We start from the raw sequence: 25,582 nt of genomic DNA on the forward strand, positions 1-25,582 counted from the left end.
ACCATGTCCCCCGGCAAGGGATGGGCGGCCCATCGGAATGTGATTGCTCCAAGTAGCGCACTGGTGGCGCTGGGCGACTAGCAAAAGGGTCGCATCTCATCCGTTTGGCCGAGCGTGCGCGTTCACCGCACGCTGTCCGTACGCGACGGTGACACCCAGTCAGCTCCCATCAGCTGCCTGGGCCGTCGAGGAGGTCTTCGGCGTCGGGCCGGACCTGCTCAACGACCAGGGCCCGCACCCGACGGTGCGGGCCCTGGTCGTATCGGGTGCCGACCTGGTCGCGCGAGTGGAGACGACCTCGGGCCTGTCCAGAAGACCGTACAGACCCGTTATCGGCGGCCGATGGACAGACCCGCGGCCGCAGGCGGTGCAGGTGCCGGGGGAGAGGTCGAGGTCGGTGTCCCGGAGGACGGTGTGCGCCTTGGTCCTGGACCGCGACCGACTGCGCCACCGGGGAAGGTCGGGTCGTCCGGTGCGCGCTCAGCGATGACACCGTCGCAGGTCTGCTCGATGAGGCGTCCCGGATGCGGCGGTGACGAACACCGGAACCGGGCCGGAACGCCGAATTCGGATCAGGGTCGGACCGACTCGCTTGGGCGCTGAACGGCTCCTTGGGCGGATGACGCCGGCAGCTGCCAGCGGCGGGCAGTCTGCTGGGCCGCCCACATCCGGGCGTAGCGGCCGTCGGGTTCGGCGAGCAGTTCGGTGTGGGTGCCGCGCTGGGTGACCCGGCCCTCTTCGACGACCGCGATCTGGTCCGCGCCGACCACCGTGGACAGCCGGTGGGCGATCACCACCACCGTCCGGCCGGCCACCAGGCGTTCCACCGCCTGTTGGACCACCAGTTCCGACTCGGTGTCGAGGGCGGCCGTGGGCTCGTCGAGCAGGACCACGGGCGCGTCCTTGAGGATCGCCCGGGCGATCGAGATGCGCTGGCGCTCGCCGCCGGACAGGGCCGAGCCGATCTCGCCGACCCGGGTCCCGTACCGCTGCGGCAGCCGGTCCACGAACTCGTGCACGTTGGCGGCGCGGGCCGCCGCCTCGACCTCCTCGTCGGTGGCGTCCGGCCTTGCCATGGCGATGTTGGCCCGGATGGTGTCGTCGAAGAGGTGGACGTCCTGGAAGACCACGGCGATGTGGCGCAGTAGTTCGTCGGGTTCGAGGGTCCGCAGGTCCGTCCCTCCGAGCCGGACGGTGCCGTGCTGCGGGTCGGCGTAGCGGGCCATGAGCCGGGTGACGGTGGTCTTGCCCGAGCCGGACGGCCCGACCAGCGCGGTCAGGCTGCGTTCGGGCACGGTGAGGTCGAACTCCCGCAGGGTGGGGCGCTCCTGCCCGTCGTAGCCGAAGGTGACCTGCTCGAAGCGGAGCTCGAAGCCCTTGGGTTCGGTGCCGCCCGGTTCGACCGGCAGGGACGGCAGTTGGAGGACCTCGTCCACCCGGGCCAGCGCGGCCTCGGACATCTCGAACAGCTTGGTCATCACGGCCGCCATGCTCAGCGGCTCCGCGAACCGGGCGGCGGTGACCACCACGGCGACCAGCAGCCCGGGGGAGAGCCGGGCGTCCAGGACCAGCGCGGCGCCGACCGCGACCAGCGCCACCAGGGCCAGCCGGACCAGGAGTTGGGCCGCGGCAAGGGGCACGGCGGCCGAGCGGTTCGCGGCCGACTGGATGTGGTGCTGGTGGGCGAGCACCTCCTTCAGCCGGGGCGAGCCGGCGCCGGACTGCCCGGTGGCCCGGAACACCGGCTGACCCTGCACGTACTCGACGATCCGGCTCGCCGTCCGCGCGTCGGCCTCGTCCACCGCGTGGAAGCCGGCGTTGGACGAGCGCTGCACCCGGCGGACCAGCGGCAGTGCCGCGCCCACCGCTGCCGCGAGCACCAGCCCAAGCCGCCAGTCCAGCAGGACGACCATCAGGCCGAGCACCACCGGGACGGTCACCAGCTGGACGAACAGGGTGGACAGCGTGGACACGGCGGTGGCCGCAGCGGTCGCGTTGGCGCCGACCACCGAGGTCAGGTCGCCGGCCGCCCGGCGGGCCAGCTCCTGCTGCGGGATCGCCCGCAGCCGCTCGCCCAGCCGCAGCCTGGTGGCCTCGGTGACCAGGTGCCAGTAGCCGTAGGTGAAGCCCAGCTCCCGGACCCGCAGCGCCCCTTCGAGCACCACCAGGACGGCCAGCACCCCCGTCCAGAGCCAGGCCCGGCCGGTGTCCACCGGCTCGTGGGTGAGCTCGGCGAGCAGCGGTACGAAGCTCGCGTACGCCGCCGCCTGGACCAGGCTCGCCGCGACCGAGATCCGCAGGGTGCGGCGGAACTGCGGCGCGTACGGGCCGGCCGCGGTGAGCATCAGGCGCAGGATCCGGCTCATCGGACGGCCTCCTTTCCGGTGGTTTCCTGAGCGCCGGTGGCGTCCTGGGCGTTCGAACAGTGGCCGGACAGCCCCCAGCCGGCCGCCCGGTCGTGGCGGGCCCAGAGCCGGGCGTAGCGGCCGTCGGCGGCGAGCAGGTCGGCGTGCCGGCCGCGTTCGACGATCCGTCCGTGGTCGAGCACGGCGATCTGGTCGGCGTCGGCGATGGTGCCGAGCCGGTGGGCGATGACCAGGACGGTCCGGCCACGGGTGAGCCGGGCCACCGCCTCCTGGATGGCGGCCTCGCTCTCCGGGTCGGCGAAGGCGGTGGCCTCGTCGAGGACGACGACCGGCGCGTCGGAGAGGATCGCGCGGGCGATGGTGATCCGCTGGCGCTGCCCGCCGGAGAGCCGGGAGCCGCGTTCCCCGACCTGGGTGCGGTAGCCGTCCGGCAGTTCTTCGACGATGAAGTCGTGGGCGGCGGCGGCCCGGGCCGCGGCGCGGACCTCGGCGTCGGTGGCCTGCGGCCGGGCGAGGCGGATGTTCTCCTCGACCGTTCCGGCGACCAGGAAGGGCTCCTGGAACACCAGGGCGACGTGCCGCAGCAGCACGTCCCCGGCGATGTCGCGGACGTCCACCCCGCCGATGCGCACCGAGCCTGCCTCGACGTCGAAGAAGCGCGGGATCAGCCGGGCCACCGTCGACTTGCCGGAACCGGACGGGCCGACCAGCGCGCACACCGTACCGGCCGGGACGTGCAGGTCGACGCCGTCCAGGACGGGCTCGGTCCGGTCGGCGCCCGGGTAGCGGAAGGTGACGCCCTCCAGGGTGACCGCGGAGCCCTCCGGCACGCGCGGGTGAGCCGGTTCGGGCAGGGGCCCGGTGGCCAGCAGCTCGGCGATCCGCACCGCGCCCGCCTTGGCGTCGTTGAGGTGGTTGGCCAGGTGCATCAGCGGCGCCACCGCCTCGACCGGCATCGCCCCGGTCATCAGGGCGAGCAGCAGCTCGGTGGTGGAGATCCAGCCGGCCGCGCGCATCGGCACCGAGGCGGCGGCCACCACCAGCAGCGTCGGCAGCGGCACCACGAACAGCTGGTTGACCACCCCGGAGGCCCGCGAGGTGGCGATCCACGCGGCCACCGCCTCGGTGAACTCCCGTACCGAGGCGGTGAACCGGCCGACCGACGAGCGGCCGTCGTCGAAGGTCCGCACCACCGGCATGCCCTGGACGAACTCCACCACGGCCGCGTTGACCCGCTCGTTGGCGGCGTTGTACCGGGCCCGCTGCTCGGCGTGGTCCCGGGTCAGCAGCGACATGCAGACGATCGCCACCGGGACCACCACCAGCACCGCGAGCAGCAGCCGCCACTGGACGACGCCGAGGGCGAGCAGCGCGGCCAGCGGCTGGGCGATCCCGGAGCCGACGAACGGCAGGGCATCGGCCACCGCGTTGTGCAGGGCCTTGACGTCGTCCTGGAGGATCTTCTTGATCCGCCCGGAGCCCAGCCGCTGCACCTCGCCGAGCGGCATCCGGGCCAGCGCGTCGGCCAGGCGGCGGCGCAGCGCGACCTCGAAGTCGTAGCTGGCCTCGTGCGCCAGATGGTCGGCCAGCCAGCGGGCGGCGAAGGACAGCATCAGCGCCGCGAGCGCACCGACCGTCCAGCCGACCGGGAAGGACGGATCGGCGCCGAACAGCCCGCCCGTGGCGTAGGCGGCGCAGACGAAGCCCGCGACCGCCCCGGCTCCGGACATGACGCCGAGCAGGGCGGCCGACCGCAGCCGGGCGCGGATGCCCGGCTCGGTGGCGACCAGGGCGGACAGCGTGCGCAGTCCGCCTTCCGTGTGCTCAGCCATGGTCCGACTCCCTTACCAGGGAGGCGAGTTCGCGCCGGTTGACCTTGCCGAGGGCGGTCCGGGGGAAGGCGTCCAGCACGACCAGGCGGTCCGGCAGTTTGAACGCGGCGAGGCCGCGGCCGGTGAGGTGGGCGTTCAGCTCGGCACGGGTGGGGGCGGCGCCCTGGGCGATCACGCAGGCGCAGCTGCGCTCACCGAGCACGTCGTCCGGCACCCCGACCAGCGCCGCGTCGTGCACGGCCGGGTGGGCGAGCAGCAGGTTCTCCACCTCCTCCACCGGGACCTTGTCGCCGCCCCGGTTGATCACGTCCTTGATCCGGCCCTCGACGATCAGGTGGCCGCTGGGCAGTCGGCGCACCAGGTCGCCGCTGCGGTAGAAGCCGTCCGGGGTGAACGCGGCGCGGTTGGCCTCGGGCGCGCGGTAGTAGCCGCGGATCGTGTACGGGCCGCGCACCAGCAGCTCGCCGGTCTCGCCCGGCGCCACTTCGCGGTCGTCCGGACCGACGATCCGCAGCTCGTCGTGCTCGGCCAGCGGGCGGCCCTGGGTCTCCAGCAGCAACTTCTCGAAATCGTCCGCGCGGGTGTAGTTGAGCAGGCCCTCGGCCATCCCGAACACCTGCTGGAGGGCACACCCGAGCACCGGGCCGACCCGCCGGGCGGCCTCGGCCTTGAGCCGGGCCCCGCCGACCTGGAGCAGTTCCAGGCTGCCGAGGTCCGCGGGCGTCCACTCGGCGGCCTCCAGCCAGAGCAGGGCGAGCGGCGGCACCAGCGCGGTGGCGGTGACCCGCTCCCGCTCGATCAGCGGGAAGGCGTCGTCGGGGCTCGGGGTCGGGGTGAGCACCACCGTGCCGCCCACGCTCAGCGTGCCCAGCAGGCCCGGGCAGGCCAGCGGGAAGTTGTGCGCGACCGGCAGCGCGGCCAGGTAGCGGGTGGAGGCGTCGAAGCCGCACACCTCGGCGCTGGCCGTGGCGTTGTAGACGTAGTCGTTGTGCGTGCGCGGGATGAGCTTGGGCGCGCCGGTGGTTCCGCCGGACAGCAGCAGCAGCGCCACGTCCGACGGGTCCGGCCCGGCCAGCGGCAGCGGGTCGGCGGTCACTTCGGCCAGCGCCGTGAACTCCTGCGCCTCGCCGGCCACCAGCACCTCGCGCAGCTGTGGCGCCTCGGCCAGCAGGGTGCGGGCGAGCGCCCGGTGGTCGTGGCCGAGGTGGACGTCCGGGATCACGTACGCCCGCGCCCCTGATAGCTGGGCCAGGTGGACGAGTTCGGTCTCGCGGTGCGCGGGCAGGGCGAGCACCGGGACCGCGCCGAGCCGGAACAGCGCGAACAGCAGGGGCACGAACTCCGCGATGTTCGGCAGTTGGACCAGCACCCGGTCACCGGCGGTGAACCCGCGTCGGTGCAGTCCGGCGGCCAGCCGGTCGGCGAGGTCGTCGACCTCGCGGTAGGTCCAGCGGTGGCCGCCGTCCACCACGGCGGTGTGCTCGGGCGTGGCGAGCGCCTGTTCGCGCAGCAGCGAGCCGAGGGTGCGGCCCCGCCAGTAGCCGAGTTCGCGGTAGCGGTCCGCGAACTCCGTCGGCCAGGCGGTGAATCCGTCGAGCATGGGGCCCTTCCAGGGGGTTCGGTGGGTCAGTGGTCGGCGGGCACGACGTACGGGGCGACGGCGGCGAGCTTCTCGCAGGTCTCCTCGTACTCCCGGGCCGGCCGCGAGCCGGCGACGACGCCCGCGCCGGCGCGTAGCCAGGCCCGGCCGTCGCGCTGGTAGACGGCGCGCAGCACGAGCGCGGCGTCGAGCGAGCCGTCGGCGCCGGCCATCAGCACCGTTCCGGCGTACAGGCCGCGCGGCTGGTCCTCCAGTTCGGCGATCAGCCGGTAGGCGGCGGCCTTGGGGATGCCGGAGGCGGTGACGGGCGGGAACACCGCGCCGAGCGCGTCCCAGCCGGTGCGGCCCTCGGCCAGGGTGGTGGCGACGCGGGAGGCCAGGTGCTGGACGCTGCCGCGCCGCTTGACCGTCATGAACTCGGTGACGTGGGTGGACCCGGGTCGGCCGACGGAGGTGAGCTCCTCGACCGCGAGGCGGACCGAGGCGGCGTGCTCGTAGACCTCCTTCGGGTCGGTCAGCAGCTCGGCGCGGAGCGCCTCGTCGGTGTCGGGATCGCCGGTGAGCGCCCGGGTGCCGGCCAGCGGCTGGGTGGAGACGCGGCCCGAAGTGTCCGTCTCGACCACCGTCTCGGGGCTGAACCCGGCGGCCTGCCAGCCGCCGAGGTCCAGCAGGAAGGACCGGGCCGGGGTGTTGTGGCGGCGGCCGGTCAGGTAGGTGGCGCACAGGTCGACCCGGAACGGGACGGGCACCGGGCGGGACACGATGGCCTTCTCCAGCCGGCCGCGCCCGATCTCGGCGACCGTGTGGGAGACCCCGCAGTGGTATGTCGTGGGGTCGGCGCGTATGTCGACCGGGACCGGCTGGTGCCCGGGTCGGGCGCCGGGTTCGGTGACCAGCTTGAGCGCGGCGTCCAGCTCGCCCGGGTCCACCGCCCGGACCAGCACCCGGTCCGCCGTGATCTCGAACTCCAGCCGGGGGACGACGAGATGGGCGAGCACCTGGCCGTCGGCCGGCAGGTCCGGGGCGGCCAGCTCGAAGCAGGCCCAGCCGTAGACGCGCCAGTCGGCGACCGGTGTGCGTTCCAGGGCCTCGGCGACCTGCCGCCACGGGGTGCCGGACCACTCCAGGGCCTCGCCGTCACCGGTGCGCACGTGCCGGGCGTCGACCCTGACCTCGGCCAGCGCGTCGCCGGCGACGTGCCAGCGCCCGCCGCGCTCGTACACCACGTACTCGCCGAGCATCCCCGAGCCGGTCAGCCGGGCGACGACCGCGAGCGGGTCGAACGGCCCCTGGACGGTTGACTCCTGGTACTGCTGAATCAAGACGGTGCTCCTCACGGGGTGGTGCGCAGCGGGGCGGCGATCAGGTCGGCGACGGCGCGGGCGTTCTGCTCCTCGATGCAGCTGAAGTGGTTGCCCTCGATGTCGGTGACGGTCAGCTCGCCGAGGACCACGTCCTGCCAGAAGGCGAGCGTGGTCTCGTCCATGCCGGGGGCGAAACCGGAGGAGCCGCGCGGGCGCAGGAAGCGCACGTCACCGGCGTACGGGGGAGGGGTGAACCGGGCCGAGCGGAAGCTCTGGGTGAACACCCGGAACATGCCCTCGGCCATCTCGGCGGGAAGCTCCTGGCCGGTCTCGGCGGAGGCGGCACGGGCGTAGCGGGCGAAGCGATCACTGCGGGTGTGCGCGGTGAGCAGCCGGAAGTACGCGGCGGCCGCGTCGAGTTCAAGATCGCCTCCGACCTCCAGCAGGGAGCCCTCCGGCACCTTGCCGCCGTGGCGCTCGATCACCTGCATGAAGGCCTTCAGGACGGCGTCCGGGTCGACCGGGCCGAAGCCGGCCTGCGGCAGCGCGATGTGCAGGTTGGGCAGGAACAGCAGCTCGATCATCAGGTCGTCGTCGACGTCGAAGACCACCGGGTGGCTGCTGGCCAGGACCAGGTCCTCGACCACGATGCCGCGTTCGTCCAGCCGGCGCGCCACCTCGGTGGCGTACAGGCCGCCGAGGCAGTAGCCGACCAGCTGGACCCGGGTGTGGCCTTCGGCGATCAGCCGTTCGGCGTAGTCGTCGGCGGCCCGTTCGATCACCTCGGCCGGGTCGATCGCCAGGTACCGTTCGGTGTCGTCGATCACGATGCCGAGCACCGGCCCGAGGTTCTGGGCGACCAGTTCCTTGGCGAGCGGCCGGTAGCAGTCCATGGTGCCCAGACCTGCGTGGAACAGGACGCGCAGCGGGCCGTCGCCGCCGGTGCTGAACGGCACCAGCAGGGCGTTGCCCGACTCGCCGCGCCGGCCCACGAGTTCGGGCTCGGCGCCGTCGCGCCCGCCGGTGTCGCGGCCGCGCAGGAAGCGGGCGAGCGCCTCGACGGTCGGCTGGTTGAGCAGCTGGCGCAGCAGGGTGTCGAAGGGGACGTCGGCGGCCTGCGGCAGCTCCTCGCGGAGCCGGCCGGCCATCCGCGCCATGATCAGCGAGTCGGCGCCGCGGTCGTAGAAGCTCTCGCTGCGGCCGATCCGGGCGATGGCGAGCGTGGACGCCCACAACTCGGCCAGCCTCGCCTCCAGTTCGTCGGCGGGTGCGTCGCCGGTGGCGGTCGGCTCGGCGGTGCCGGCCGCCGGGCGCCAGGTGCGCAGGGTCTTCCGGTCGACCTTGGCGTTGCCGGTGAGCGGGAGGGCGTCGGCCACCTGGAGGTGCGAGGGCACCATGTGGGCCGGGAGCCGCTCGGAGAGGTGCTCGCGCAGCTCGGCCTCGGTCACCGGGGTGCGGTCGGTCTTCAGCCGCGCGGCGAACAGGTGGACGGCCTGCGGGGTGAGGGCGTGGCCGTCCTCGGGCAGGGTCAGCACCCGCTCGGCGCCGGTGGCCTCGATGAGCCGCAGCCACTGGTCGCGGTCGAGGTAGGAGGGGCCGCCGTCGCGCAGTTCGTCGGCCGGCGGGGTCATCAGGAAGGCCTGCGAGGCGAGGATCCAGGGGTGCTCCCTGGTGGGCTCGGTGAGCACCAACCAGCCTCCGGGGGAGACGAGTTCGGCGAGCCTGGCGAGCGCGGCCGGGATGTCCCGGGCGTTCTCCAGCACGCCGGCGGCCAGGACCACGTCGAAGGAGTTCGGGGCGAGGCCCTGCGCACGGTGGTCCCGGTCGACGTCGAAGACGCCGAAGCGCACTCCGGCGTGTTCGCCGAACCGGGCTCGGGCCTCGGGCAGGAAGAACGGCGCCACGTCGGTGAACAGGTAGTCCACCGCGGTGCCGGCGAGCGCCTCCAGGACCGACTCGGTGGTGCCGCCGGTGCCGGCGCCGGCCTCCAGGACGCGCAGCGGCCGGCCGGCCCCGGCGGTTTCGGCGGCGATCCGCTGGAACAGCGTGGCCACCGCCCCGTTGAGGTAGCGGGCCATCGCGTTCTCCCGGTACAGCGCCCGGGTGGTGGCGAACCCGCCCTCGGGGTAGAGGAGTTCGAGCGGGTCCTGACGGCCGGCCAGCAGCTCGGTCAGGTGCTCGGCGTTGCGGCGCAGGTAGGCGGGGAACTCCGGGGTGCCCAGCTCGGCCGTCCAGGCCCGCTCGGCGCGTTCCCAGCGGGCGGCGGCGGTGGTCGCGTCGACCGGGCCGAGGTCGGTCCCGGCGAGGACCGACTCCCAGCGGCGCGCCAGCCAGCGGTGCCGCTCGGCGACGTCCTCGCCGGCCTGGGCCAGGGCGAGCGCCATCGAGGTCAGTACCGCGTGGTCGAGCCGTTCGACGGCGTCCGCGACGGTGGCCGGGTCGAGCCCGGGGACGGCCGCGTCGGCCTCGACCGAGGCCGACGCCAGCAGCGCGCCGTCGTCGGGCGCCTGCGCCCCGGTGCGAGCGGGCTCCACGATGCCGAGCAGGCCCTCGCCGTCCAGGACCACCCCGGCCGCGGCGACCGCCGGGTGGGCGAGCAGCGCGGCCTCGATCTCGCCGAGCTCGATCCGGTGCCCGCGCAGCTTGACCTGGGTGTCCTCGCGGCCCAGGAACTCGATCTCGCCGCCGGGCAGGTAGCGCCCGAAGTCTCCCGTGCGGTAAAGGCGTTGGCCGTCCATCGGGTGGGTGAGGAAGTGGCGCGCGGTGGTGTCCGGGTCGCCGAGGTAGCCCTGGGCGAGACCGTCGCCGGTGATGTACAGCTCGCCGGCCGTCCAGACCGGGCGGTCCCGCAGGGCCGCGTCGAGCACGCGGAAGCCCTGGTTGGCCAGCGGGCGTCCGTACGGGATGCTGCGCCAGCCGGGTTCGAGGCCGCGGTACGGGTGGGCGATAGACCAGATGGCGGCCTCGGTGGCACCGCCGAGGGCGACCACCTCCAGGCCGGGCAGGCGGGTGGTGATCTCGTCGGGGAGGGTGAGCGGCACCCAGTCGCCGGAGAGCAGGGCGAGGCGCAGCGACGGCAGCGCCAGGGTGGGCTCGGAGTCCAGGTAGGAGGCGAGCATCTGCATCATCGCGGGCACCGAGTCCCAGACGGTGACGCCGTGGTCGGCGACCAGGGCGGCCCAGTGCGAGGGGTCGGTGCGGCGCTCGTGGTCCGGCAGGACGAGCGCCCCGCCGACCGAGAGCGGGCCGAACACGTCGTAGACCGACAGGTCGAAGCCGAGGTTGGCCAGGCCGAGCACGCGGTCCCCGGCGGTGACCGCGTAGCGGCGGTTGACGTCCGCGACGGTGTTGGCCGCGGCGCGGTGGCTGACCACGACGCCCTTCGGCCGACCGGTCGAGCCGGAGGTGTAGATCACGTAGGCGGGGCCGTCCGGGTCGCCGCTGTCCGGCAGCGGTGGCTCGACGGGCGTGAGACCGTCCACCGCGATGGCACCGGGCGCGACCTCCGTCCAGGACTGGGTGAGCACGTGCCGCACGCCCGCGTCCGCCAGGATCGCCTCCCGGCGCAGCGCCGGCTGCACGGTGTCCACGGGCAGGTAGACCGCCCCGGCGAGGAGGGTGCCGAGCACGGCCGCGACCTGTTCGACGCCCTTGTCCATGACGATCGCCACCCGCTCGCCCGGCGTGCAGCCTGCCGCGCGCAGCGCCTCGGCCACCGCTGCGGCCCGGCCGGCGAGCTCGCCGTAGCTCACGGTGCCGTGCGGGCCGATTACGGCGGGCCGGTCCGGGGTGCGGGCGGCCTGGGCGAACACCGGGTGGTGCAGCGGGGCGTCCGGCAGGGGCGCGGTGGTGTCGTTGACCGCCCGCCGCTCCTCGGCCTGCCAGGCGGGCAGGGGGACGACATCGTCGGCGTCCCAGGGCCGGTCATCGGCCGCGAGCTCGCGCAGCAGCGCCTCGAAGGCGTCGAACATGTCGTCCGCCAGGCCGTCGGGGAAGATCCCCTCGCGGATGTCCCAGTTGACCTGGAGGCCCTCGGCGTCGTCCATGGCCTGGCAGTCGATGAACACCTGCGGGGTCTGCGTGATGCCGAAGCCGTCCAGGCGGCCCTCGGCACGACGCTCGGTGCCGTCCTCACCGAGGCCGATCGCGCTGGTGAAGACAACCGGCATCAGGGCGGCCTCGCGCCCGCGCCGGCGGGCGAGCTCGCGCAGCACCTCGACACCGGAGCAGAGCCGGTGGTCGAGGTCCTCGAAGAGCCGCCCGCCGAGCGCCCGGGCCCGCTCGGCGAAGGACGCGCCCGGCGCCCAGTCGACGGCGAGCAGGCTGACCGAGGTGAAGTCGCCCACCACCAGGTCCACCTGCGGGTGCAGCGGCAGCCGGTTGAGCACGGTGAGGTTGAGGGTGAACTTCGGTGTGCGGCTCCACCGTTCGAGTACGGCGGCGTACCCGGCGAGCACCACCGACGACGGGGTGAGGCCGTGCCGCCGGGCGCGCTCGCGCAGCGCGTCCCAGGCGGCGGTGTCCAGCTTGAGGAAGCGGCGGCGGAACCGGCCGGGGGTCTCCCGGTCGAGCACCGGCAGGTCGGGAGCGGGCGGAAGCTCGTCGATCCGCTCCCACCAGTAGGCGCGATCGCGCTCGTGCCGGGGCGACTCGCGCAGCGCCCGCTCGGCCAGCAGGTAGTCGCGGAACTCCAGGTCCAGCACGGGGAGTTCGACGTCCGGTTGGGCGTGCAGGGTCTCGAACTCGGCGAGCAGCAGCCAGATGCTGGCCCAATCGGCGATCAGGAAGTCCATCGACAGGTGGAGAACGGCCCGCTCGTCGGTCCGGGTGACGCGGAGGTCGAACAGCGGCCACTGGTCGGTCCGGTACACCCGGTGGCCGAAGTCCTCGCGTACCGCGTCGAGTTCGGCCTGGCGCAGGTCCTGGCCGGCACCCCGCAGGTCGGTGGCGGGCACGGTCAGGTGCGGGACCTCGGGCAGCACCCGCTGGTAGCCGTCGGCCTCGACCACGGCGCGCAGCATGCCGTGCCGCCGGACCAGTCGGTTCCACGCCCGCTCGGTGCGCTGCGGGTCGAGATCGGGGTAGTTGACCTCCAGGTAGACGTGGCAGGCGACCTTCCCGTGGCCGAAGGCGTCGCCCCGGCCGAGCAGGTAGGCGGCCTGCACGTCGGTGAGCGGGAAGGGCTCGGCGCCGGACTCCGGATCGGGGACGATCGCGGGCCCGGCGTGCTCCTCGGCCAGGTGCGCGAGGACGGCCTCCTTGCCCGCCCTGAGCCGGGCGAGCAGGTCCGGGGTGAGGGCGCCCTTGGGTGCCCGGTACCGGAGTTGGCCCGCGTCCTCCCACAACTGCACTCCGGTGCGGCGGAGTTCGGTGATCAGCTCGGTGACGTTCATGCGTGCGTGGCCTCTTCGGGTCGCGGACGGATGTTGGCGTTGAACCGGAACACGTTGTCCGGGTCCCAGGCGGTCTTGAGCCGGACCAGGCGCTCGTAGGTCTCGGGCCCGTAGGCGGCGCGGACCCACTCCGGCTCGGGGTCGGGCAGCAGGTTGACGTACGGTCCCCGGGTGACCGGCTGGAGGGCGCGCCAGCCGTCCCGGGCCGGGCGCAGGTGGGCGGCGCTGTCCGGGTCGCCGTACCACTGGGCGCAGATCTCGGCGAACCAGGCGGCGTCCCGGTGGGTGAAGGCGGTCGGTCCGGCGGGGGCGCCGCCGATGGCGCCGCCGAGGGCGCCGAGCACCACCGAGAAGTTCGGCCCACCGGTCGCCCAGCGGGCGAGCAGGTCGTCGATGGTGGCGTCGGACAGTTCCGGCAGCAGCTCGCCGCGGTTGTAGACCTGCTGGCGGGTGACGTCGGGCGGGGACGGCAGCAGCCGCTGGTAGGCGGTGTACGCCATCGGGCGGATGCCGTCCGCGACCGGTGCGGGGTCGCCGTGGCGCAGCGGGCCGAGCACCTCGTCCGTGCGGTCCGGATCGCCGAACCAGGTCGGGATCAGCACCATCGAGCGTTCGAAGTGCAGCCGCTCGGGGACGAACGGCAACGGGGGCGCGGTCCAGAGCAGCATGATCAGCGAGGCCTCGTCGGGGGCCTCGGTCAGCCAGTCCCGGGCGGTGCGCAGCACGGCCTGGGCGTGCGCGGCCGGGTGGACCAGCGGACCGGCCATCACGCCGGCCACCGGGTGCAGCCGGAAGCCGAACCGCACCACGACGCCGAAGTTGCCTCCGCCGCCGCGCAGGCCCCAGAAGAGTTCCGGGTGCTCGTTCGCACTCGCCCTGAGCTGTCGCCCGTCGGCCGTGACCAGGTCGAAGAACACGGCGTTGTCGCTGGTCAGCCCGTACTGGCGGGAGAGGTCGCCGATGCCGCCGTTCAGGGTGTGGCCGGCGATGCCGACGTCGGGGTTGCGCGGGCCGGGCAGGGCGAGGCCGTGGCGCTGGGTGGCGGCGTCGAACTCGCCCCAGGTGACGCCGGGTTCGGCGACGGCCAGGCGGTTCTGCGGATCGACCTCGATCCCCTTCATGCCGCCGAGGTCGATGACCATCCCGCCGTCGCAGGTGCCCCAGCCGGCGACGTTGGCGCCGCCGCCGCGCACCGCGACCGGCAGGCCGTGGCGGCGGGCGTGCTCCAGCGCTGTCCGGACGTCCGCCGGGTCGGCGCAGCGGGCGATCGCGGCCGGGCGTCGGTCGGCGCGGGCGTTGCGCACCCGGCGGGCCTGGTCGTAGCCGGGGTCGGTGGGGGTGATCAGCTGCATCCGGGGCTCCGCTCGAAGACCGCGCCGTGGACGTCGGCGGGGTGGATCTCGTGTTCCAGGCCGGTGAGCCGGACCGCCCGGACGCCGGTGCGGTCGGCCGGTTCGGCGGCCAGCCGGCGGTCCGTGCCGGCCAGCGCGTCGAAGGCCTCGCGGTCCTGCCGCGCCACGCCGAAGCGCACCCGGGCCACGCCGAGCGCGCCGTTGGGGTGGCTGACGGCGGCCGGCCGCTGCGGCGGGTCGTACTGGGAGACGACGAACGGGAGCCGGGCCGGGGCCGGGGTGAGGAACTGGTACCGCACCCGGGAGCCGTCCGGCGTGCTGCGGCGTCCCTTCATCACCCGCGAGCCGGGGATCCCGGTCTCGCGCAACGCCCGGTGCGCGCCGGTCAGTTCGGTGTCGTCGGTCTCCAGTGCCACGTCCCGCCAGCCTTCGCCGCCGGCCGCCCAGCGGGCCAGCCGCCGGCCGGCCGGGGCGCCGTTGACGAGCCCGAACGGCAGGCTCAGCAGGCCGAACCGCTCCGGCAGTTCGAAGAGTTCGATGAACGGGCCGGACTCGAACCAGATCAGGGCGTTGTGGGCCTTGTCCGGTGCGCTTCCCCAGGTCACGGTGAACCCGGCGGCGGTGAAGTCCGCGACGGCGGACCGGATGTCGTGGACTTTGCAGAGAATGTGACTGCATCTCAGGTCGAGACTGCGTGCCATGGTGCTCATTTCCGTGTTGCTCTTCGATCGGCTGGGGTGTGTTCGGCTGCGGTGCGCCCGCCTGCGGTACGGGCGGCGAACAGTCGCTGCCCGAGCGGGGCCAGCGGGTGGCTCTCGGCGGGGAGCGTGCGGACCTCGGGGATCCCGGCGCCCGCCAGGACGCCCAGCCACTGTTCGCGGGAGAGGAAGGTGGTGCCCGAGGCCAGCCGGGCGTCCTGGGCGGCCGTCATCATGAACGCCTGCGAGGAGAGGATCTCCAGATGCTCCCTGGTCGGCTCGGTGACCAGCAACCAGCCGCCGGGGACGAGGAGTTCGGTCAGCGCGCGGACAGTGGCGTCGGTGTCCCGGGCGTTGTTCAGCACCCCGGCCGCGATCACCACGTCGAAGGAGCCGGGGGCGAGGCCCTGCTCGTCCGGTGCCCGGTCGATGTCGTACGTTCCGTAGCGCAGCCACGGCAGCCGGGCGAACCGCTGCCGGGCCGGGTCGAGGAAGAACCGGGACACGTCGGTGAACAGGTAGTCCACCCGGGCCTCCGGTTCGCCGGCGAGCGCCATCGCCACCGCCTCGGTGGTAGCCCCCGTCCCAGCGCCGACCTCCAGCACCCGCAGCGGCTCGCCGCCGCCCGCGGCGGCGAGCCGGCGGACCGCGGTGGCGACGGCGGTGTTGAGGTAGCGGGCGGTCACGGTGTCGCGGTACACGGCGTCCGCGAGCTCGGTCCGCCCCTCAGGGAAGAGCAGCAGCGTCGCCTGCTGCTCGCCCGTCAGCAGCGCGGGCAGCAGCTCGGCGTTCAGCCGCAGGTAGTCGACGAACTCGGCGCCGCCCAGTCCGTCCTTCCACAGCCCGGCGGCCCGGTCCCAGGCCCGGGCGGTGGAGGCCGCGTCGGCGGTGCGGACCCCGGTGTAGCGCTTGCCGTCCCGAGTGAGCCACCCGCGCTCGGTCAGCACGGTCAGCCAGCGTCCGACGAGGACGTGGTGGGCGGGTGCGACCCCGGTGAGCAGTTCCTCGACGGTGTGTCCGGTCCCGGCGGGCAGCAGCAGCCCGCGGTCCTGGAAGGACAGCAGCATCGCGGCGAGTACCGCCTCGTCGAGCCGGCGGACGAACTCCTCCGTCTGACCGCGTGCGACGTGCCGGGCCTGCGGTTCGGCGGCCTCGGCGGCGGCCCGGACCACGCCGTCCAGCGTCGGCGCCCCGGCGGCCCCCGCCGGCCACAGCTCGGTCACCGGGAGCGGCTCGTGGTGCTGCCCGGGCCGGAGCGCGGGGTAGCCGAGCCGGGCCGTGACGTCCTGCCACATCCGGGCCAGCGTCAGGTGGTACTGCTCGGGCCGCTCCGCGCCGGGCTCGCCGAGCACCGCCGTCCGCAGGCCGAGCAGGTCCGCCCCGATCGCGCCGGGCCAGTCCGCGCCGAGCGCGTCCCGGTAGCACGGTGGCTCGGCCGGGCCGAGGGCAGCCGTGGTGGGTTCGGCCAGGTGGCCGGTGTCCGGACCGTCGAAGTCGAACCGCTCCTTCACCGCGTCCGGGATGTGCAGCCGAGGGCTCCACAGCACCGGGCCGTGCGGGTCGGTCAGGGTGAGGCTGCCCGCTGCCGTGCCCAGGGTCACCCGGTGCAGCAGGTGCACGTGGTTGTCGGGGTCCGCCGGGTCCACCTCGTTCTGCACCCGCAGGGCGGCCGGGATCCCGCCGACCGTCCCGGTGAGCAGCCCGAACGGGCCGGTGGCCGGCAGCGCCTCCAGCTTCCACGGGCGCAGCGTGCCCAGCGCGTCCCCGAGGATGTGCACCAGCGGGAACGCGACCTGCACCGAGCAGGCAGCGTCCAGGTACAGCGCCGACCGCCGGTCCAGCAGCCGCCGGGCCGCCGCGGTGAACCGCCGCACGGCAGGCAGCCGGACGTACAGGTCGCCCAGCCGGTACTTCACGCCCCGGCGGCGGGCCTCGCGCAGGCAGGCGGCCAGGTCGTCATGGTGCACCGGCTGCTCCTGGAGGACATGGACGCCCCGGCCGAGCAGCTTCAGCGCCAACTCCGTGCCGGCGCCGCCCATCACGCCCGAGCGCACCACCACGCAGGCCAGGTCGACGTCGCCCGGCAGCGTGTCCGGATCGGTGTACAGCGGCACCCCGTACCGGCGCGCGCACTCCACCGACCGCTCACCGCCGCGCGCCAGCACCCCGGCGATCTCGAACTCCTCCGGCAGCCCGGCGAGGGCGGCCAGGTAGAACTGGCCGAACGTCGTCCCGCACACCACCACCCGCAGCCGACGGCCCTTCACAGCGCACCCTCCTCTTCCACGGCGAGCTCGGCGACCGCCTCGTCGGCCACCGTCAGCACGACCCCCGGCACCTCCCGCAGCCGCCCGACGGCCGCGACCGGGTCGAGTACCGCGTCCGCGAGGTGCACCCCGGCCGGCACCTCGCCGTGCAGGACCGCCAGGGCGGCCACCGCCGTTGCCGCGCCGGTCAGTTCGGCGATCCCCGGCGCCCGCAGCACTGCCGTCCGGCTGACCGGGCGGCCCTCGGTGACCCCGTCCAGCTGGGCCAGCAGCACGGCGTACGGGCTGCGCCCGGCGAGATCCAGCGCCGTCGCCCGGCACAGCGCCGCGACCGCGTCCGCCCGGTTCAGCGTGCGGGCCGCGTCGAGGGCGGCGGCGAGGTGTTCGCCGTCGAGCGCGGTGAACCACCGGCCGTGGTCGAGCCCGAGGGCGCGGGCCACCCGCTCGCCCTCGCCGTCCAGGTACGGCAGGACGGTGACCGGGCGCGGCAGGTACGGCAGGCGCTGCCCGGTGGCCCGGGCCAGTGCACCCGGGCGGCGGGCGCCGTCGGTCCAGGCGGCCAGCGGCTCGCTGTCGGTGCCGAGGACGCCGTGCAGGTAGTCCTCGGCACCGGTCGCCGTGAACGCGTCCAGGACGGCCGCATAGGCGGTGAGCCGGTGCATCTCGGCGAAGTCCTGCCGGGCCAGCCAGCGCGGCAGCAGCCCGGACAGGCCGGGCAGCGCGCCGGCCGCGAACACGGCTGCGCCGTCGGCCGCTTCGAGCGTGTCGAGGCCGTCGGCAGTCCCGGCGTCCACGTGGTGCGCACCCGCCGTGAGTACCGCACGGGCCACCGGGACGGCGGTGCGGTGTGACGGCCCCGCGCAGTGCACGACCAGCTCGCACCCGTCGACGAAGGCGGCCAGCGCGGTCTCGTCCTCGACGTCCACCCGGGCGGCCTCCGCCTCCGGGCCGAGGCCGGCGGCCAGCCGGGCGGCGCGCGCCTCGTCCCGCCCACCGATCCGCAGCGGCCCGGCTCCCCAGGCCGCCAGCAGCCGGGCGGCCTGGGCCCCGACGGCGCCGTAGCCGCCGATGATGCCGATCACAGAGCTTCCTCTCTCAGGTCGTCGAGCAGGGCGACGTGTGTTCGAGGGCCGACGACGCCGGTCACAGCGCCCCTTCTTCCACGTCCGCCAGCTGGGCGAGCTCGTCGGCCACCACGGCGGCGACCTGGGCGAGGCTCGGGCCGGCGAAGATGCGGCGCAGCGGCAATTCGACGGCGAAACGTTGCCGCACCCGGGTGATGAAACGGGTGGCGAGCAGGCTGTCGCCGCCCAGCTCGAAGAAGCCGCGCCGTCGGCCGACCTCCGGGATTCCCAGCAACTCCCGCCACATCGCGGCGAGCTCGCACTCCAGTTCGCCCTCCGGTGGCTCGTCGGCGCCGAGCTCGTCCCCGGCGCCGGCCAGCACCGCCGCCACCGCCTTGCGGTCGACCTTGCCGTTGGCACTCAGCGGCAGCCAGGGCAGCACCTCGATCCGCTCGGGCACCATGTGGCCCGGCAGCAGGCCCGCGACGTGCTCGCGCAGCGCCGCCGGGTCGGGAGCCGCCACGCTGTGCGGGCGTTCGGCCCACAGCAGGTCCATGAACGATCCACCCACCGGCCGGTGACCGGCCCCGCTCAGCCCGGCGCGCGCGAACAGCTCCGCCCAGCGCTCTCCAGGAAGCATCGGCGAGCCGGCCAGGCGCCGTGCCCGGTCGAAGCCGTCGTACCCGCGGTCGAGCAGACCTGCCGTCAGCAACGCCACCGGCGTCAGCGCGGCGCGCTCCACCGCGAGCAGCCGTCCGCCCGGCCGCGCCAGCAGAGCGGCCATCGCCGGGCCCTGCCCGGGCTCCGGGTAGCGGTGCAGCACATTGCCGGCCAGCACCACGTCGAAGCCGTACCGCAGGTCATCCGGGACCGCCGAGCCGGGCAGCAGACGGCAGACGGTGTCGTGAGGCAGGGCCTCCAGCCGCCTGGTCGCCGTGGCGACCAGGCCGGGGGCGGTGTCCAGCAGGGTGTAGCGCACCTGGCCGGGGCTGACCAGGCCGAGCAGCCGCTCGGCGGTCCGGCCGTCCCGCCCGGCCAGTTCGACCACCTCGACCGGTCGACCCAACTCATCGGAAATGTCCGCGAGTTGGGAAGCGAGCTTGGCGAGCGCAAGGGCCGTCCCGGGGTCGTGGTCGGCCAGGCTGGCCGGGGCGAGGACGTCGTCGTCCAGCAGCGCCGCCGGGTCGAGCCGGCCCGCCAGGATCTCCCGGTAGTCGCCGAGCCGTTCCAGCAGCCGACGGTGCGCCCGCGCGACCAGCGCGCCGTACTCGTCCGCCCCGGCCCGGGGGGCCTCGCGGAGCAGCGCGGCCGCCAGCTCGGGGCCCGCCAGGTAGCGGCCCTCGTCCTCGGCCAGCACCTTCCGGTCGACCAGCAGCCCCAGCCAGAGCCGCAGCACCGCATGGTGCTCGTCCACCGCGTCCAGGCGCGCCACCAGGTCCTCGAACCGCCAGGCCGTCCCCTCCCCGAGGGCGTCCAGGCCGAGCAGCCGGGCCAGCACCGCGCTCGCGGTGTCCGCCTCCAGCTCCCACGCGCCCGCCCGGGCCACGGCGACGTCGGCGGGCACCCCGGCGCCACCGGGTGCCCCGGAGCCGTCGACAGCCGCCGGGACGGGTACCACGCCCGCCACCAGCCTGCGGCCGGTCCCCTCGCCGACCACCGCGGCGACCGCCTGGCCCACCCCCGGCCCCGAGCGCAGCGCGGCCTCGATCTCGCCCAGCTCGATCCGGTGGCCGCGCAGCTTGACCTGCTGGTCGGCCCGGCCGAGGAACTCCAGCGTGCCGTCCGCCCAGTACCGTCCGAGGTCCCCGGTGCGGTACCAGCGCTCGCCCGCGTGGGCCACGAAGCGCCGCGCCGTCAGCTCGACGGCACCCCGGTAACCGCGCGCCACGCCCGCGCCGCCGATCCACAGCTCGCCCGGCACACCGTCCGGGCAGTCCCGGCCGAGCGCGTCCACCACCCGGAAGCGCTGGCCGCGCAGCGGGTGGCCGTACGGGACGGAGCGCCAGGCCGGGTCCACCCCGGCCACCTCGAAGCAGTTGGACCAGATCGCCGCCTCGGTCGCCCCGCCGAGCGCCACGAACCGGCACCGCGGCCGCAGCACGGCCAGCCGGCCGGGCAGGTCCAGCCCGACCCAGTCGCCGGAGACCAGCGCCAGCCGCAGCGGGTCCGGTGTGTCGGCCGCCTCGGCCACCGTCAGGAGCATGTCGAGTAGGGCCGGCACGGTGTTCCACACCGTCACCCCGTGCCGGCGCACCAGTTCCAGCCAGCGCCGGGCGTCCCGGCGGTCCTCCTCGCCGATCAGCACGATCGCCCCGCCCGTCGACAGCGGGCCGAAGACGTCGTACACCGACAGGTCGAAGTCCAGCGCGGACACCGCGAGTGTCCGGTCCTGCTCGCCGACGCCGAATCGCTCGTTGACGTCCGTGACGGTGTTCGCCGCCGCCCGGTGGGTGATCTCCACGCCCTTCGGCTCACCCGTGGAGCCCGAGGTGAAGATGACGTACGCCAGGTCGTCCGGGGAGGCCTGCGCCAGAGCTGCCGGTAGGGCCGCCTCGGCCTGCCGCAGCACCTCCTCGGTCACCGCCAGCCGTGCCCCGGCCACGCCGACGATCCGCTCGCGCCGCGCCGTCGGCTGGTCCACCCCGACCGGCAGGTACGCCGCGCCGGTGGCCAGCACACCCAGCACCGCCACCAGCTGCTCCGGGCCCTTCGGCAGCGTCACCGCCACCGGCTCGCCGGGCCCGGCCCCCTGGTCGCGCAGTACTGCGGCCACCCGCAGCGCCCGCTGCGCCAGCTCGCCGTACGTCATCGACTCGTCCTCGCCCCACACCAGCGCGGTGCGCTCGGGCTGCTCGGCGGCCCGGCGGAAGAACTCCGCGTGCAGCAGCCGGTCCTCGGCCCCCTCGCCGGTCGCGTTGATTGCCGCCCGGGTGCGCCGCTGCGCCTCGGGCAGCAGGTCGGGTGCCGCGCCCTGCCAGTCGGCGCCGGTCCCGCCGAGCCAGTCGACCAGCCGTCGGTAGGCAGCGAACATCTCGTCCACCAGCCCGGCCGGGAACAGTTCCTCGACCACGTCCCAGGTCAGCCGGACGCCGCCGTCGGCGGTCTCGGTGACCTGGTGGTCCAGCCAGACCTGCGGGGTCTGCGAGACGCCCCAGACCGGCTCGGTGAACGGTCCCTCGGCCGGCTCGCCGCCGACACCGAGCGCGCTGGTGAACACCACCGGCATGGTGGTCTCCGGCTCGCCGGTGAAGCGGGCGAGTTCGCGCAGTACCTGGACCGCCGACAGCTCCCGGTGGTCCAGCCCGCGCCACAGCTCCCGCTGCACCCGCCGGGCCGCCGCCAGCCAGCTCTCGCCGGGCTCGGGGCGGGAGGGCACCAGCACCAGCGAGGTGAAGTCGCCCAGCACCAGACCGATGTCCGGGTGGACGTCGCGGCGATCGAACAGGGTGAGGTTGACGGTGAGGTCCGGGCGCGCGCTCCAGCGCCCCAGCACCTCGGCGAAGGCGGCCAGGAGCACCGCCGACGGGGTCAGCCCGTGCTCGCGCGCCCGCTCGACCACCGGCCGCCACCGCTCGCCGGGGACCCGGGCCTCCCGGCGGGTGAAGCGCGGCCGGCCGATCTCCGCCGGGTCCACCGCGAGCGGCAGTTGGGGCCCCGGCGGCAACGCGGGCAGCTGCTCCGCCCAGTACGCCCGGGCGGCGGCCAGCTCCTGCGGCGCGGGCGTGGCGCCGAGCACGTAGTCGCGGAACGAGACGTCCACCGGCGGGAGTTCGGCGTCCGGGTGCTTGTAGAGGGCGCCGAGCTCGCCGTAGAAGCGCAGGATGCTCAGTGCGTCCAGCACGATGTTGTCCATGCCGATGCCGAGCCGGGTGCGCCCGCCCGCGCGGACCGCGCGGATCGCGAACAACGGCCAGCAGCCGGGGTCGAACACCTGGTGCGAGGCGGTCTCGCGCAGCTCGGTGAAGGCGGCCTCCGGGTCGTCGCCGGCCTCGGTGACCGGGATGGTGAACCGGGGCACCTCGGCGAGGATCCGCTGCTCGCCGCGCTCGTCGACGACCGCGCGCAGCATCTCGTGCCGGGCGACCAGCCGGTTGACGGCCTCCTCCAGGCGGGCCGGGTCGAGGTCCGGTACGTCGTACTCGCGGTAGTAGTGGCAGCCGGTGCCGCCGAGCGTGAAGCCCTCGCCGCGGCCCAGCCAGTACGCGCGCTGGACGTCGGTCAGCGGGAACGGCTCGTGCCGCAGCGCCGGGTCGGCCGCGAGTGCCGCGTTCTCCGGTTCGGCCTTCAGCGGCTGGAGCGTCGCCGCGAAGTCGGCCAGCACCGGGTGGGCGAACAGTTCGGACAGCCGGACGCCCGCGAAACCGGCCGCCCGCAGCCGCCCGATCAGCCGGGTGGCGAGCAGCGAGTCGCCGCCGAGCGCGAAGAAGTCGTGTTCGCGGCCGACCGCGTCGACGCCGAGCACCTCGGCCCAGGCGGCCGCCGCCCGCTGCTCGGCCTCGCCGGCCGGTGGGGTCACCGGCGTACGGCCGGGCAGCTCGGCGGTGGCCAGCACGCGGCGCAGCAGCCCGCGGTCGATCTTGCCGTTGGCGGTCAGTGGCAGGCCCGGCAGGACGGCGATCCGCTCGGGGACCATCGGGGCCGGAAGCACGCGCTGGAGGTGTTCGCGCAGGGCGGCTGGGGTTCCGCCGTCGCGAAGCGCGCCGACGGTGGCCAGCGCCGACCAGTCGGCGGGCGGCTGCGCCCGGTCGTCGGTCACGGCTGCGGCGAGCCGGCCGTCCGCGCAGACCACCGCGACGCCCTGGGCCACGCCCGGGAAGGCGGTCAACGCGGCCTCGATCTCGCCGAGTTCGATCCGGTGGCCGCGCACCTTGACCTGGTGGTCGGCCCGGCCGAGGAACTCCAGGGTGCCGTCCGGCCGGTAGCGGGCGCGGTCGCCGGTGCGGTACCAGCGCACGCCGTCCAGTTCGGTGAAGCGGTCGGCGGTGCGGTCCGGGTCGCCCCGGTAGCCGCGGGCGACGCCGGCGCCGCCGATCCACAGCTCACCGGGGACGTGGTCGGGGCGGTCCCGGCCGAGCGGGTCGATCACCCGGCAGGCGACGTTCTCCAGCGGCGTGCCGTACGGGATGGACGCCCAGTCGGCGGGGACCTCGTGGACCTCGCACCAGGTGGAGTGGATGGCGGTCTCGGTGGTGCCGCCGAGCGCGGCGAACCGGCACTGCGGGGCGACGGCCGCGAGCCGCGCCGGCAGGTCGAGCGGCACCCAGTCGCCGCCGAGCAGGACGGCCTTGAGACCGGTCAGCGGCCGGTCCGCCGAGGTGACCAGCATGTCCAGCAGCGCGGGTACGCAGTTGACCACCGTGGCGCTGTGGCGGATTGCCAGGTCGACCCAGGCGGTGGCGTCCCGGCGGTCCGGCTCCTCGACGCAGACCACCGAGCCGCCGGCCGACAGCGGGCCGAAGACGTCGTACACCGAGAGGTCGAAGTCCAGGGCCGACAGGGCCAGGGTGCGGTCCGAAGCGCCGATCTTCAGACGGGAGTTGAGGTCCTCGATGGTGTTCATCGCGGCGGCGTGGGTGAGTTCGACGCCCTTGGGCTCGCCGGTCGAGCCGGAGGTGTAGATGACGTACGCGAGGTCGCCGTCACCGCCGGGTACCGGGGCGGGCAGGGGATCGGTGCCGGCGGGGACGGTGACGTCGTCGACCACCAGGCGGATGCCCGCGGCGCGGTGGATACGCTCGCGACGGGCGGCGGGCTGGTCGACGCCGAGCGGCAGGTAGGCGGCGCCGGTGGCCAGCACGGCGAGGACGGCGAGGATCTGCTCGGGGCCCTTGGGCAGGGTGACGGCCACCAGTTCTCCCGGTCCGGCCCCGCGTGTGCGCAGGTGGCCTGCCAGCGCCAGGGCCCGGTGGGCGAGCCCGCCGTAGTCGAGGGCGCCGTCGGTGCCCCACAGCAGGGCGGGGGCCTGCGGGTGGGTGGCTGCGTGGGCGAAGAAGCCGTCGTGCAGCCGGGTGCCGGTGCGGGGCGCCGCCGTGTCGTTCGCCCTGGCGCGGATGGCGAGTTGAGCGTCCGGCAGGAGCGCTGGGACGGCGGCGGACCAGGCGGTCTCGTCGGCGAGCAGCCGGTCGAGCAGGCCGCTGTAGGCGGCGAACATCGCGTCCAGGACGCCGGGGGCGAAGGCGTCCTCGCGGGCGTCCCAGTTGACCAGCAGGCCGCCGCCGATCTCGGTGACCTGGGCGTCCAGCCAGACCTGCGGCCCCTGCGAGATGATCCAGGACGCCTCGCCGAAGGCCTCCCGTACGGCGGGCGCGAACAGCTCGCCGAGGCCGAGCGCGCTGGTGTAGACGACTGGCGCGAGCACCTGCTCGCCGTGCAGCCGGGACAGGTCGCGCAGTACCTCGACGCCGGAGTGCCCGGAGTGTGCGGCGTCCGCGTGGAAGCGCCGCTGCAGGCGCACCGCCCGCTCGGCGAAGGTGCCCGGCGTGGAGCCGTCCCAGGCGAGGAGCACGGAGGAGGTGAAGTCGCCGACCAGTTCGCCGACTTCGGGGTGCAGCGGGGCGCGGTCGAAGAGCGGGAGGTTGAGCAGGAAGTCCGGTTCGGCGCTGAACGCGGTCAGCGTCTCGGCGAACACGGCGGCCAGGGCCATGGCCGGGGTCAGGCCGTGCCGTCTGGCGTGCGCTTCGAAGCGTCCCAACTCGGCGGTGTCCAGCAGGCGATGGCGGCGCAGCACGGTGGTCGCGGCGGCGCCGTGCGCGTTCGGGGCGAGCGGCAGCAGGGGCGCGGCGGGCAGTTCGGGCAGGCGGGCGCGCCAGTGGGCGCGGTCGGCCTCGCGGGCAGCCGGGTCGGTGGCCGCGGCCCGGTCGGCGAGGTAGCGCGGGAAGCTGTAGCCGAGGGCGGGGAGTTCCTGGTCCGGGGCGCTGTAGGCGCGGGCGAGGTCGGCGAGCAGGACACGCAGGCTGAGCGCGTCGGCGGCGACCATGTCGAGGTTGAGGTGGAGTCTGGTCCCGCCCGGGCGGACGCCGTCCGGCAGCAGTGTGAGCCGGACGTCCAGGACCTCGCCGGCGGCGATGTCCAGGGTGCGGTGGGAGAGACATCGGCGCAGCTCCGCGAGTTCCGTCTCGGCCTCGGCCGTGCTCCGTTCCCGCAGGTCGTGCACCCGCAGCCCGGGCCAGGCGGCCTGCGGTGCGATCCGCTGCCGGCCGTCGTCGAGGACGTGCACCCGGAGCATGCCGTGGCGGGCGAGCACGGACCGGACTGCGGCCTCCAGCCGCTCCGGGTCCACTCCGGCGCCGTCGAACTCGTGGTAGAAGTGGGCGGCCACGCCGCCGAGTTGCTGCCCGTCGGCCCGTCCGACCCAGTACGCGTGCTGCATCAGCGCGAGGTCGAAGGGGGCGTCCTCGTCGACGACGGCGCGCTCGGCCGCCGTAGCGGCGTCGGCGGGGGTACGGTGCCCGTTGACCAGGGCTCGCCAGGCGGCGAGGGTGGGCTGGGCGGCGAGCTCGGCGAAGCCCACGTCGACGCCGGCCCGGTTGAGGTTCCCGGCCAGTCGCATCATCGTCAGCGAGTCGAGTCCCAGCTCGATCAGGTTGGCGTCGTCGGCGATGGACTCGGCGGTCAGGTCGAGCAGTTCGCCGACCGCCTGGGGCAGATTGACGGCGGTCGCCGCGCGGTCATGCGACACGTGGAGATCCTTCCTTAGGCATGGGGCG

At 74.8% G+C, this 25,582-nt stretch carries 10 protein-coding genes; all 10 read right to left on the reverse strand.

Translation table 11 applies throughout. The annotated features are described in order from the left end of the window. Positions 1 to 572: 572 nt before the first annotated feature. Entirely contained in the window at positions 573 to 2,366 is a 1,794-nt protein-coding gene (locus ACZ3UD_RS31330; RefSeq protein ID WP_465595215.1) for an ABC transporter ATP-binding protein, read from the reverse strand. Further along, positions 2,363 to 4,198, reverse strand: coding sequence for an ABC transporter ATP-binding protein (locus ACZ3UD_RS31335; protein ID WP_465595218.1), 1,836 nt, complete (start codon positions 4,196 to 4,198; stop codon positions 2,363 to 2,365). The genes ACZ3UD_RS31330 and ACZ3UD_RS31335 overlap by 4 nt, the downstream gene beginning before the upstream one ends. Next, positions 4,191 to 5,798: a (2,3-dihydroxybenzoyl)adenylate synthase gene (locus tag ACZ3UD_RS31340; protein ID WP_465595221.1), complete on the reverse strand. Its 1,608-nt coding sequence runs from the start codon at positions 5,796 to 5,798 to the stop codon at positions 4,191 to 4,193. Before ACZ3UD_RS31340 ends, ACZ3UD_RS31335 begins: the two co-directional genes overlap by 8 nt. 26 nt (positions 5,799 to 5,824) lie before the next feature. Beyond that, a complete protein-coding gene (locus ACZ3UD_RS31345) occupies positions 5,825 to 7,120 on the reverse strand; it encodes a salicylate synthase (RefSeq protein WP_465595224.1) in 1,296 nt (431 codons plus the stop codon). 11 nt (positions 7,121 to 7,131) lie between these two features. Next, positions 7,132 to 12,495 carry a non-ribosomal peptide synthetase gene (locus ACZ3UD_RS31350; RefSeq protein ID WP_465595227.1) on the reverse strand — a complete coding sequence of 1,788 codons (5,364 nt, stop codon included), beginning with the start codon at positions 12,493 to 12,495 and terminating at the stop codon, positions 7,132 to 7,134. Then, complete coding sequence (locus tag ACZ3UD_RS31355) at positions 12,492 to 13,847, reverse strand: FAD-binding oxidoreductase (protein WP_465595230.1); 1,356 nt, start codon at positions 13,845 to 13,847, stop codon at positions 12,492 to 12,494. Before ACZ3UD_RS31355 ends, ACZ3UD_RS31350 begins: the two co-directional genes overlap by 4 nt. Then, on the reverse strand, positions 13,838 to 14,548 hold the full coding sequence (locus ACZ3UD_RS31360) for a VOC family protein (protein ID WP_465595233.1): 711 nt from the start codon (positions 14,546 to 14,548) through the stop codon (positions 13,838 to 13,840). The genes ACZ3UD_RS31355 and ACZ3UD_RS31360 overlap by 10 nt, the downstream gene beginning before the upstream one ends. Before the next feature lie 5 nt (positions 14,549 to 14,553). Beyond that, positions 14,554 to 16,812, reverse strand: a complete 2,259-nt coding sequence (locus ACZ3UD_RS31365) for a Gfo/Idh/MocA family oxidoreductase (protein ID WP_465595236.1) — start codon at positions 16,810 to 16,812, stop codon at positions 14,554 to 14,556. Beyond that, entirely contained in the window at positions 16,809 to 17,894 is a 1,086-nt protein-coding gene (locus ACZ3UD_RS31370) for a saccharopine dehydrogenase NADP-binding domain-containing protein (RefSeq protein WP_465595239.1), read from the reverse strand. The genes ACZ3UD_RS31365 and ACZ3UD_RS31370 overlap by 4 nt, the downstream gene beginning before the upstream one ends. Positions 17,895 to 17,955: 61 nt before the next feature. After that, a complete protein-coding gene (locus ACZ3UD_RS31375) occupies positions 17,956 to 25,554 on the reverse strand; it encodes an amino acid adenylation domain-containing protein (protein ID WP_465595242.1) in 7,599 nt (2,532 codons plus the stop codon). Positions 25,555 to 25,582 lie beyond the last annotated feature (28 nt).

The organism is Kitasatospora sp. NPDC023118 (assembly GCF_055560875.1).

Bases quoted from the DNA above. Each gene is read 5' to 3' on its own strand.
- ACZ3UD_RS31355 (WP_465595230.1), bottom strand. From the start codon at position 13,847: ATGCAGCTGATCACCCCCACCGACCCCGGCTACGACCAGGCCCGCCGG.
- ACZ3UD_RS31360 (WP_465595233.1), bottom strand. From the start codon at position 14,548: ATGGCACGCAGTCTCGACCTGAGATGCAGTCACATTCTCTGCAAAGTC.
- ACZ3UD_RS31340 (WP_465595221.1), bottom strand. From the start codon at position 5,798: ATGCTCGACGGATTCACCGCCTGGCCGACGGAGTTCGCGGACCGCTAC.
- ACZ3UD_RS31330 (WP_465595215.1), bottom strand. From the start codon at position 2,366: ATGAGCCGGATCCTGCGCCTGATGCTCACCGCGGCCGGCCCGTACGCG.
- ACZ3UD_RS31350 (WP_465595227.1), bottom strand. From the start codon at position 12,495: ATGAACGTCACCGAGCTGATCACCGAACTCCGCCGCACCGGAGTGCAG.
- ACZ3UD_RS31335 (WP_465595218.1), bottom strand. From the start codon at position 4,198: ATGGCTGAGCACACGGAAGGCGGACTGCGCACGCTGTCCGCCCTGGTC.